The sequence below is a fragment of the Frankia sp. AgKG'84/4 genome (assembly GCF_023242965.2).
Taxonomy (GTDB): Bacteria; Actinomycetota; Actinomycetes; order Frankiales; family Frankiaceae; genus Frankia.
The window spans coordinates 1-11,063 of the sequence record NZ_JALKFU020000127.1; the positions used below are offsets into that span (position 1 = coordinate 1).

The following is an 11,063-nucleotide window of genomic DNA, read 5'->3' on the forward strand; positions in this document are numbered from 1 at the left end:
GGCGTCGGCAGGCCGACTGGCCGAGCCGGCGGCGGTACGGCACCGCCCGGCCCGGGTCCGGTTCGACCCGGTGGGGAATGGTAGAGCGGCCCGGGTGGGCCGGCCAGTCCTCCTGGCGGCTCCGGCGGTCCCGAGACCCTCGGTGGTAGGTGCGACCCAGGAAGCGGGGAAGGTCCGGCTCCGGGGCCTGCCGGTGGCCTCGGTGGACCCGGGGGACGCGGTCCGCTGGGAGCTGCCCCCGGACCGGCCGGGCCCGTCGAATGCGGCCAGGCCGGGTTGTTCGACGTCGGTGGTCCGGGTGGCCGGCTCGGGCCACCGGGACCCGTGGGTGCGGGCGCGGGCGCGGCTGTCGGCCCGCCCAGCCGGGGAGGTGCGGAGGGAACGGTCGGCCCCGGTGGCCCGGCGGGTTCACGAGCACCGGTTCCGGGGCCCGTGGAGTACGGGCCTGGGAGCGGGGGCGGCCACGAGGTGTGCCCAGGTCCGGGCGCACCAGGCGGCGAGCCTGGGCCCGGCTGGAACGAAGTCGGCGACGGCGGACCCGCGGGCACTGGCCCCCCGGGTCCACGGAGCGGATACCGGCCGGGGGGTCGCAGGATTGTTCGCTCGGCGTCATCGAATTCCGCCTGCGCGCCCGGACCGCCGCCGGCAAGCGGCGGTGGTGGTGGTGGCGTCTGCTCGGCTGAGCGTGGCGCTTCGTCGTCGCCACTGCCACGGCTCGGCACGGTTCCTCCCGGGATGGGTGACGTGTGCGGCCTCAGCGTAGGCGCATTACCCTCCGGATACGTTCGGTCTAGGGCTACTGCCGCACAAATACCGCCCTATGCCGGGAGTTCAGCTCTGCGGGACCGGGTCGAAGCCGCTCCACCATTCGTAGAGGGCGGCGCCGTCGGTCCCCGTCGCCATGAAGGCGACGAGTTTGCTGGTGTAGGACCAGTAGAGGAAGTGATCGTTGGTGCGGGTGCTGCAGACGGCGCTGCCCTGGGTCTGTCCGTTGTCGAAGTTCCAGGTGAAGACTTCGTCGCCACCCTCCTTGCACTTGCCGTCCGAGGTCGTGACGAGCGACTTGCGGACTTCCTCGTCGCTGTTCAGGTCAGCGGTCGTGGCGTAGGAGTAGGCGGCGACGACCTTGCCGTCGTCGGAGTTGCAGAACAGGGCGGCCTGGATGTGATCGCCCTCGGCGCTGGCGTTCGGCTCGCAGTCCGTCATGGCCGAGTCGTCCAGCTTGGCCAACAGGGCGCTTTCCGCCGGGGTGAAGCTCGCCGAGGCGCTCGCGGACGGGCTCGGCGTCGGCGAGGTGGAGGGACTCGGTGACGTGGTGGCCGGCGTGGTCGGCGGTGTGGTCGGCGTGAGGGACGCCGCAGCGGCCGTGGTCGGCTCGTCGTCAGACCCGCCGCCGGAGAGCAGAGCCACCGGAATGATGATCAGCAGCAGGACAGCCACCACGGCCGCACCGATGATGATCGCGCGCTTGCGGCCCGGGTTGCCGCCGCCCTGGCCGCCGCCGTTGCCCGGGTAGCCGTAGTCACCTGGCTGCTGGTAGCCGGGCTGCTGGTAGCCCTGTGGTGGATACGCCTGCTGGTATCCGCCTTGTTGGTAGCCCGGCTGCTGGTAGCCCGGCTGCTGGTAGGCCGGCTGCGGATACCCGCCGGCCGGCGGGTATCCCTGCGGGTAACCCTGGTTGTAGTCCGTGCCGGGCGCGGGGTAGCCGCCCTGCTGGGGGTAGCCCGCGGTTCCGTAGGCGTCCGTGCCGGGGGCCGCGCCGTACTGGCCGCCGCCCGTCGGCGGTGCCTCGCCGTACGTTCCCGCTGGCGGGTAACCCGCCTGGGGATACTGATCGGCGGGCCGGCTACCCGCCGCGCCCGGTGTGCCGTAGGGACTCGTCCCATAACCCTCGGGCAGCACCTGGGTGCGTGGATCGGCACCGCCCGGGCCGCCGGGGTACGGGTAGCGCGGGTCGGCCGGCGGGTTCGCTCCGGCGTCGGGGGTCGCATCGCGCGCGGGTGGGGGCCAGGTGCCCCGCCCGTAGCCGTCCGAGTCACTGACGATCCGGGTCTGCTCCGCGTCGTCGTACTGGTCGCCGGAGCCGTAGGAGTTGGCTCCGTATGCCTCGGAGCCGTATGCCTCGGAGCCGTATGCCTCGGAGCCATACGCCTCGGAGCCATACGCCTCGGGGCCGTACGGACCGGAGCCGCCAGGACGGCCGTCGGCCGGCCATCCGCCGCGGGGCGGAACGCCTGCTCGCTGGGTCTCGGCGTCCGGGTCCTGGGGGCCGGATCCCGGTGACTGCATGAGGTCCTCCTGATGCCGCGCGAGGGCGCCCCCGCCCGCGCTTCCCTGACGCGCTGGTCGGATAGCCGCGTGGTGACCGGTCATCCCGCGCCGCGCGCCCCGGGAGGCAGTGCCTGCCCGGAGGCGGCGCCTGCCGAGAGGCGGTGGAAATGGATGAACCGCGTGTACAACCCTGGCCGGGTCCCACGCCGATGTTAGGGGTTTGTTGGCACTTTCGCGCGGTCGGTCGGCTTCTCGACACCTGGCCCGCCTTCCGTGACCGAACTATCACAGTGCGGCGCATCGGGTGGCTGGCGTCCGTTGTCACCATTCGCTCCGCTGGCCGAGGGGCGGCCGGCGCGGGGCGCACCGGCGCCGGCCCCGGGCGCGGATCGGCAGTGTCGAGCGGCGCTCAGGCCGGCCGGCGGATCAGGACGTCATCCACGATCGTTTCCAGGAATGCCCGGTCCACAGGGTCACCGGTGAGCATGACGCGCTGGACGATGACGGCGGTGCCGATCTCGGCAAGCAGGGATCCGTCGACCGCGGCCCGCAGCTCGCCCCGGGCGACCGCCTTTTCCGCGATGGCCCGCCAGCTCGCGTCGCGCTGCGCGGACAGGCCGCGGCGCAGTGCGTTCCGAAGTTCGGGATTCCGTGGCATTTCCGAGATCAGTTCCGCGAGAATGCGACCGCGGTCACTGCGGATCGCCTCGTGAAAGGATACGAGGAACTCGAGCAGGTCCAGCCGAAACGACCCGGTGTTCGGTGTGGGCATCCGTTCCTGGGCGAAGGCATCAATCGAGTCCAGCACCATCGCCAGTTTGGACGGCCAGCGGCGGTAGATCGTCGCCTTGCCGGTGCGCGCCCGGGCTGCGACGCGGTCCATGGTGACGCCGTCATAGCCGAGCTCGGCCAGCAGGTCGAGGGTGGCTGCCCGGATCGCGAGGTCCCGGCTCTCGTCGCGGGGTCGCCCGCCGGTTCGGGGCGGCGCGAGCGAGGACTGGGACACGGCATACCCTCCCGACGAGGTCTGGACCGGTCGGTGCGGGCCACCAGGGATCCGGGTGCGTACTGACGCATGGTGTCTGCTGGCGGACGCGTAGCGGCGGTTCGGCCCGCAGAGCGTAACTCACCTGTGTTGCCGCGGGCCTGCGTCAACGCCCGACCGGACCACGCCCGGCGCTGTCCGGTCGGGACCAGTGGGCGACGGGTCCGGGCGGTCTGCCGCGGCCGGTCGCCCGAGCCGCGGCAGCCAGGCCGTGGTCGGAGTGGGCGCCCTGCCTGCGGCTGCGCGCGACCGATGAACCTCGGGCGGCCGGACCGAATGGTCGCGCACGGCGGGCGGCGGGCTTGTCCCGCAGGGACGCCCCTGAGCGCCGGCCCGCCCGGTCGATGGCGGGCGCCGGGGACCTTCGGGTCCCGGCGGCCGTCAGACCTGGCCGGCGTGCTCCGGCATCACGTTGTCGGACCGCGGGTCGAGGTCGGGGCGCGGGGCCGCCTTCGGGTGGTCGGGGTGCAGAAACACCCACTTCTTGTATGCCCAGAAGCGGAAGACCGTGCCCAGCCCGGTGCCGAGAACGTTGCCAAACAGGTTGAAGGCAAGCACGCCGCGCAGATCAAGCGCGTATCGGGCGAACCCGAGACAGCCGAGCGCGATCAACAGCCCAATTGTATTCAGAATAACGAAGAGTGTGTACTCCCGCCGCAGTCCAGTGCGGGCGCGGTGATTGAAGGACCACTGTCGATTCCCGATATAGGAAACGGTGGCCGCGATCACCGTGGAGATCGTCTTCGCGCTGAGTGGGCCCACGCCGAGAACCGTGTGACACAGGTTCGAAATCAGGAAGTCGATGGCGTAGCACACGCCACCGACCACGCCGAACTTGCCCATCTCGTGGATGAGTACCTGCACCGGCGAGCGTGCCTGCCGGTGACTCACCACCGACGACCTCGATCGATTCCTACCACCAGTGGAGAGTACCGGCTGGCCCGTTCCGCGCATGGCCCCACCCCCCTGGCACGTCCGTGGGTCCGGGTTCGCCGGCCGTGGTTCGTCGTTGCGCACCGCCGCGGATGGCGATGACCTGTGACGCGAGTGTGTTCGCTGCACCCAGGTTGTGTTCCCTGTTTTACTATAGGTGATGCAGCGGATTCGCCGCGCTGGGTCACGTGAGTGGCGCAACCCCGTCGAATCCGCTAAACGTTGGCGCACCTGGGTAGGAGCGCGGCATCCTGGCCACGCGGCGCGCGGGCCGCACCGATCGGAGGGCCGACGACCATGATCTGCGCTGTGAGCCGGCAGACGTGCCCACGCGGCTGGATGCACGGCTGATGTCGATGTCCATCAGGCACCGGGAGGCCGCGGACGTGAGCGGTGACAGCATTCGACCGGCGGGCGGTGTCCTGCCGGCAGACGATCTCGAGGATTCGGCCACGGCGACGGAGCTGCTGCTGACCTACGCGGCCGGCAACCCCGCCCGCCGGCAGGAGGCCGGGCTGTCGGACCCCCCGGCCGCCCCACGGCTTGGAGTCGCGGTGGTCGCGTGCATGGACGCGCGCCTCAACGTCGAGGCGCTGCTGGGCCTGGCCGAGGGCGACGCGCACATCCTGCGCAACGCCGGCGGCGTCGTCACCACCGACGTCGTCCGCTCGCTCGCCGTGAGCCAGAACGTGCTGGGCACCAAGGAGATCATCCTCCTGCACCACACCGGCTGTGGGCTGGAGAAGATCACCGATGACGGCTTCCGGGACCAGCTGGAACGCGACACCGGCGTGCGCCCGGAATGGTCGGTGCAGGCCTTCGCGAACGTGGAGGACGACGTCCGGATCTCACTGCGGATTCTGCGCTCCTCACCCTTCCTGCAGTCCACCACCTCGGTGCGCGGTTTCATCTACCAGGTCGAGACCGGCGCGGTGGTCGAGGTCGAGCTCTGAGGACAGCGGTCCGAACGGCGGGCGGCCCAGGGCACGGTAGGTCCAGCCCGCCGCCCGCCACACCTGCGGATCGAGCGCTGCACGACCGTCGATGACGACCGGTCGGGCGACGTGCGGACGCAGGACGGCCGGGTCCAGCTCACGGAACTCGGCCCACTCGGTGAGGACGAGGACGACCTCGGCCCCGGCCACAGCGCCGATCACCGACTCCGCGAAGTGCAGGCTCGGGTGAACCTCCCGGGCCGCCCCCACCGCCGCCGGGTCGTACACGGCCACGTGGGCTCCGGCCCGGCGTAGCGCGAGGGCGACCTCGAGCGCCGGCGAGTCGCGGATGTCGTCCGAGTTCGGCTTGAAGGCCGCGCCCAGGACCCCCACGGCCCGGTTCGTCGGTTCGTCCCCCAGCACCTCGCGGGCCAGCGCCACCGCCCGGTCGCGGGCGCGGATGTTCACCGCGTCCACCTCGCCGAGGAACGCCAGCGCCGGACCGACCCCGAGTTCGCGGGCGCGGGCCTGCAGGGCCCGGATGTCCTTCGGCAGGCAGCCGCCGCCGAAGCCGATGCCCGCCCGCAGAAACAGCGGTCCGATCCGGTCATCATGGGCCAGCGCGCCGGCGAGCGCGACGACGTCGCCGCCGACCACGTCACAGACCTCGGCCATCGCGTTGATGAAGGAGATCTTGGTGGCGAGGAAGGCGTTCGCGGCACCCTTGGCCAGCTCGGCGGTCGCGTAGTCCGTCACGATCACGGGGGTGCCGTTGTCGATCAGTCTGGCGAACACGGTGCGCAGCCGCTCCGGCGCGTGGCCACCCGGGGTGACCCCGAAGACCAGCCGGTCGGGACGAAGCGTGTCGTCGACGGCGAAGCCCTCGCGCAGGAACTCTGGATTCCAGGCGAGCTCCGCCCCGGGCGCGCCGGCGGCGAGCTTCGCGGCGAGGCGGCCGGCCGTGCCGACGGGCACCGTCGACTTGCCGACCACCAGCGTCCCCGGCCGGGGGCGGGCCGCGATCAGCCCGCTGATCGCGGCCTCGACGTAGCGCAGGTCGGCGGCATCCGAACCGGCCCGTTGCGGAGTGCCGACGCAGATGAAGTGGGTGTCGGCCCGGTCGACGGCCTCGGCCAGGGAGCTGGAGAAGGCCAGCCGCCCGGCCTCAAGGTTCTTGCGCAGCAGCGCCTCCAGGCCGGGCTCGTAGAACGGCACCTCGCCGGCGGACAGCCGCCGGACCCGCGCGGCGTCGATGTCGACGCCGATGACCTCGAAGCCCAGCTCCGCCAGGCACACCGCCTGGGTCGTCCCGAGATAGCCCGTGCCGATGACACTGATCCGCGGATCGGTCGACCAGCTCACGCTGCGCACCTCCACCCTGAGGGATCGGCCTGGCCGCCGGGCGCGGTCCGGCCGCCTGAGCAGTCGCGCGGTCGTCCCGGCCCGGCCGAACCGGCCGCCGCGGGCGGTGACGCGGTCGGCGCCACCCACCGCGGAGTCGCGCAACGAAAGACTCCGGCTGACGAGCGTAGTGACTACCCGGCCGCGCCGGTCCGCACGAGGGCCCGTCCGGGCGTCACCCGTGCCGGGGGAGCCGCAGGACGCGCACCGCGGCCGGCGAGGCGGGCCAACCGGACACTCCCGACGCAGCGGCGTCGTCGGCCTCCGTACCAGGGCGGGAACTAACGGCGTCGAGCGGCGCGAGGACGGCGGTGACCCGCTCGGTCTCGGCTCGGCGATCCAACGCGTTCGCATCGAGCCGTCGGCACAGCACGATCGACGCCCCGGCGGCCAGCGGCGCGAGCAGGCCGCCGAGCAGGCCCTCGGCCGTGTCGGGGGCGGCCGTGCAGAGGATCCGGTCCGTAGCCGTGAGGTCCCAGGACGCCGCGGTCCGCACTGCGGCCCGCACGAGGCCGGCCTGCTCCGGCGGCGCCGGCGGTGCGGCGAAACGGTCGCCGTGGGGCGGAACCTCGGTGGCGTAGTCGAGGACGCCGGGGATCGGCCGGAGCAGGCGGCCGCCCATCGGGCGCAGCGAGAGAGCGACCGTCTCGTCGGCCGCCAGCGCCGCCGTGGCGTCGATCCTGTCCTCGGCGACGAACAGCGCCCCGATCCGGGTGTCGGCCGGCGCCGGTCCCGCCCCGGCTCCGGCGCCGTCGGGGCCATCCGGGATGACCAGCACCTCCAGCCCCGCCGACCAACCGGCGAGCGTGATGACCAGAGCGAGCCAGTGGGTCGGCAGGGCGACGCCGATCTGGTCGCCGGGAGCGAGGCCCAGGGTGTCCACGAGCATGTTCGCGGTTTTCGCCACCCAGTTGTCCAGGGTGATCGCCGAGAACTCGAGCCGTTCGCCGGTCGCGTCGTCGTAGAAGGTCACCAATGGTCTCGTCGGGTCCGTCGCCAGGCGGCGGGCGAGCAGCCCGGCGATACCCGGGGTGCCCGCCGGCAACGGCGCTTCAGGTTCGGCGAGGGTCGCCGTGCCCAGCAGGCTGGCCGTGGAGACCAGGCGAGGAGTCGCGGTGGCGGTCACGGCGTGCAGGCGGTGTTGATGGTGAACGGCGTGGCCGTCCCTGCCGTGGAAGTCACGATGGGGGTCACCCCGGCGGCGCCGGCGCCGACAGCCGTGTGCGCGCTGGTGGCGGCGCGACCGGTGGTCATCACGGCGTTGGTGGTCGTCGCGGGGCCGGTACTGACGGAGGTGCCGGTGCCGGTGCCGGTGCCGGTGGTGGTGGTCGCGGAGCCGGTCGGCAACCCGGGGAAGGTCGTCCCCAGGATCACGACGAGGCCGTCGCCCGGGGCGGATCCGTCCTCGACGAGCCGGCTGCCGGGCAGCCGGGCGGACAGGGTCCGCCCGGCGTCGGTCAGGGCCGGAGAGTGATGGATCTCGGTGAGCGGTTGGCCCGCTGCCGTCGAGGTCGTCATCGGTCCAGTGAATCCGAGCGAGCGCAGGGCGTCGACCGTGGCGGCGGCGAGTCCCGTCCGCCCCGACGCGTTGCGCACGGCGGCGACGGGCACCGCGACGGGCGCGACGGCGGCGGGGAACCCGGTGCTCGGCCTGGCTGCGGGGGTGGCCGGTGCCGGGCGCAGCGGGGCGAGTACCCGGTCGAGTCCCTCCTGGTCGGCGAGCAGCACAGCACCGTGCGGCGGGATGGTGCCGAGATCGTCGACGGCACCATCGGATCGCAGCGCGACGCGCGTCGGGACGGTGACGAACCTCACTGTGTTCGACCGCAGCCCGTTGATCCGTTTCGCCAGCCGGAGCAGTTCCTCCTGGTCGAGGCCCGAGTCGACCCGTAGGGTCCCGCCGACGGCGTCGAGCAGCGCGGTGAGCTTCTGCGGGCTGGTGAGGACGCCGGCGCTGGTCGCAGCGGCCAGCAGCCGGGAGAGGAACTGCTGCTGGCGCAGGATGCGCAACCGCTCGTCGCCGAGGGCGTACCGGGTGCGGACGAAGGCGAGGGCTTGCTCGCCGTCGAGGCGGTTGAGGCCCAGATGGCCGTTCCAGCCGGACATCGCGTCGTGCAGGTTGCGGGTACTGCCACCCGGTAGAGGCGTCACGCACACGGTGACGCCGCCCACCGCCTCCGTCATGGCGCGGAAGCCGGCGAGATTGATCGAGACGGTGTGGTCGACCTTGAGGCCGGTCAGGGTCTCGAGGGTGCTGACCAGGCCCGGAACTCCGGCGAGGGCCAGCACCTCGGTGAGCTTCGCGCGTCCGTCCCGTGCGCTCGCCCGGCTGTGGGGGATGACCGGCACGAGCATGTCGCGCGGGAACCACAGCAGGGTCGCCGAGCCGTCCCGGGCCAGGTGCACGATGATCGTCGTGTCCGAGCGGACTCCGTCGACCGCGCCGTATTCGCCGTCCGTGCCGGCCCGGCTGTCATCGCCGAGCAGGAGGATGTTCTGCTCGCCGGCCACCGCGGCCGGGCGGGCGCCGTCGATGGTCCAGCGTTCCCGGACGATGGCGCTGTCGAGGTGCCGGTAGGCGGCCCAGCCCAGGGTGCTGATCGCGAGCACGAGGGCGGAGGCGAACGCGCTGACGACGAGGGCGAGGCGTTGCCAGGGCGTGCGGCGCCGACGCGGCCGGCGCGGATCGAGCTCCGCCGGCAGCACGCGGCCTGGCCGGCGCTCGGGTCGCCGGCGTGGGGCCGGCCGCTGGCCCGGTCCGGGGGCCCGGCCGTACGACGGCCACTCGGCCGAACCTCCCGGATGTCCCGTGCGCCCTGGATGTCCCGTGCGACCTGGATGTCCCGTGCGCCCTGGATGTCCCGTGCGCTCTGGATGTCCCGTGCGCCCTTGATGTTCCGTGCGCCGTGGATGTCCCGTGCGCCGCAGCGTCGTGGTCGTCTCGGTGGACGGGGGCGACCAACCGGGCGGTGGCGGTGCGTCACCGCGGGTGCGGCGCGCTGTCGAGCGGTCCGATCTCCCCGGCGACGGCCGTGGCCGCGGAGGGGAACCTGCTGGATCATTGTCCCGCTGCCGCGGAATGGCTCGCGGGCTCGGGACGGACGGCGTCGGTGCCGGGTGGGTGGGACGCACGGGGTCGCTGACGCTCCTTGATCGGATGGCTCAGGGGAAGCCTTCGGAACGCGCTGGCGGCCTTGGTTTACGACTTAACTGCGCCTAAAGACCCGCGGCGGGGGGCGGGAGGTTGTCCCGGGGGCCTCCGTGCGGGTGGGTCGAGCCGGCGAACCGTGGGTTTCAGCCCTGGTCTGCGAGCCGGGTCGACACGGATAGTGACCGGACCTGGGGTGGCTCGGGGCCGGCCTGGGCCGGCCGCAGGGGTTACCGGGAGGAGTCGTCTAACCTGGCGTCAACCATGGATGAGCCGGAGCTGACGCCCGCCGAGCGTCCGAAACCCCCGCCCGCCGAGCGCACCGTGACCGACGTCGAACCTGCCGTGGATCCAGCGGACGCTGGCGGCCGTGACCTGACGGCACCGGGCGCGACCAGCGCGGATGCCGACGCCACCGGCCCCGTCGACGCCACCGCCGACACCGGCGCACCTCCGCTGCCCGAGCAGCGGGTGGCCGCGGAACCCGCCGGATCCCGGCGGCGGCTGCGCCACGGGCCCGTTCTGCTCCTACTGATCACCGCGGTGCACGTCGCCATGCTGGTCAGCTATGCGTTCGTCTATCCGACCTGGGCGGGTTACGACGAGGCCCAGCACGTCGACATGGTCTACGGCCTGCAGCACGGCGCCGGGTGGCCGGCGCCGGGCGAGAAGATGATCGCCACCGGGGTGGCGGCGACGTCGGACGACTTCGACCGCGGCAGATACGCGGACATGTTCCTGTCCGGGGCGAAGCGGCGCGGCGCGCCGTCGTTCGCGGAGATCGACCCGACCCCGCGGGACGAGCGGAAGTCCTTCGACGCCCTGGGCGGTCCCACGCCGGTCGACGACGGCCGGCTGTCCAACCAGATGGTGCAGCACCCGCCGTTGGTCTACGCGGCCGGCGCAGTCCTGCTCGAAGCGCTGCCCGACTCGCAGGACTGGTCGTACGACCGCCAGGTGTTCATCCTGCGACTGCTGAACATCCTCATCGTGGCTCCGCTGCCGCTGCTGGGCTGGCTCGGGGCGCGCCGCTTCGGGCTCGGCGAACCGGCGGCGCTGGCGGCCGCCGCGCTGCCGCTGGCGATCCCCGGGTTTACCCGGGTCGGTGCCACGTTCAACAACGACGGAATCCTGACGCTGACCACCGGCGCGCTCACCGTCGTCCTCGCCGGTGTGATGCGGGGCGATCTGCGCCGGCGCACCGCCGGGTTCGTCGGGTTGTGGTTCGGCCTCGCCCTGCTGTCCAAGGCTTTCGCCCTCACGCTGCCCGTCATGATCGCATCGGCCTACCTGGTCGGTTGGTGGCGCGCGGGGCGGCGCCGTGCGGGGC

General features: G+C 72.7%; 8 protein-coding genes. 2 read left to right on the top strand and 6 right to left on the bottom strand.

Annotated features, from left to right (window positions below; translation table 11 throughout):
- Positions 1-831: 831 nt before the first annotated feature.
- The 3 genes from MXD58_RS10815 to MXD58_RS10825 all read right to left on the bottom strand — a co-directional run bounded on the left by MXD58_RS10815 (position 832) and on the right by MXD58_RS10825 (position 4,207).
- The gene (locus MXD58_RS10815) at positions 832-2,289 is read right to left on the bottom strand and encodes a hypothetical protein (RefSeq protein WP_248838412.1); all 1,458 of its coding nucleotides are present in this window, start codon (positions 2,287-2,289) and stop codon (positions 832-834) included.
- A 391-nt stretch (positions 2,290-2,680) separates the two neighbouring features.
- A complete protein-coding gene (locus tag MXD58_RS30690) occupies positions 2,681-3,277 on the bottom strand; it encodes a TetR/AcrR family transcriptional regulator (RefSeq protein ID WP_248838411.1) in 597 nt (198 codons plus the stop codon).
- Between the two features lie 420 nt (positions 3,278-3,697).
- Positions 3,698-4,207, bottom strand: a complete 510-nt coding sequence (locus MXD58_RS10825) for a GtrA family protein (RefSeq protein WP_248838410.1) — start codon at positions 4,205-4,207, stop codon at positions 3,698-3,700.
- 398 nt (positions 4,208-4,605) lie between these two features.
- Here MXD58_RS10825 and MXD58_RS10830 point away from each other — a divergent pair, with 398 nt between their 5' ends.
- The gene (locus tag MXD58_RS10830; RefSeq protein ID WP_248838409.1) at positions 4,606-5,202 is read left to right on the top strand and encodes a beta-class carbonic anhydrase; all 597 of its coding nucleotides are present in this window, start codon (positions 4,606-4,608) and stop codon (positions 5,200-5,202) included.
- Here the strand turns inward: MXD58_RS10830 and MXD58_RS10835 are convergent.
- The 3 genes from MXD58_RS10835 to MXD58_RS10845 form a co-directional block, all read right to left on the bottom strand.
- Complete coding sequence (locus tag MXD58_RS10835) at positions 5,119-6,555, bottom strand: UDP-glucose dehydrogenase family protein (protein ID WP_250609276.1); 1,437 nt, start codon at positions 6,553-6,555, stop codon at positions 5,119-5,121. The two genes, MXD58_RS10830 and MXD58_RS10835, sit on opposite strands and share 84 nt — an antisense overlap.
- Positions 6,556-6,760: 205 nt before the next feature.
- Positions 6,761-7,711, bottom strand: a complete 951-nt coding sequence (locus tag MXD58_RS10840; RefSeq protein ID WP_248838408.1) for a TIGR03089 family protein — start codon at positions 7,709-7,711, stop codon at positions 6,761-6,763.
- Positions 7,708-9,291, bottom strand: a complete 1,584-nt coding sequence (locus tag MXD58_RS10845; RefSeq protein WP_248838407.1) for an LCP family protein — start codon at positions 9,289-9,291, stop codon at positions 7,708-7,710. The genes MXD58_RS10840 and MXD58_RS10845 overlap by 4 nt, the downstream gene beginning before the upstream one ends.
- A gap of 997 nt (positions 9,292-10,288) precedes the next feature.
- Here MXD58_RS10845 and MXD58_RS10850 point away from each other — a divergent pair.
- On the top strand, positions 10,289-11,063 hold a 775-nt coding region (locus tag MXD58_RS10850; RefSeq protein WP_250609277.1), incomplete at its 3' end, for a glycosyltransferase family 39 protein.

Bases quoted from the DNA above. Each gene is read 5' to 3' on its own strand.
- MXD58_RS10815 (WP_248838412.1), bottom strand. From the start codon at position 2,289: ATGCAGTCACCGGGATCCGGCCCCCAGGACCCGGACGCCGAGACCCAG.
- MXD58_RS10830 (WP_248838409.1), top strand. From the start codon at position 4,606: ATGTCCATCAGGCACCGGGAGGCCGCGGACGTGAGCGGTGACAGCATT.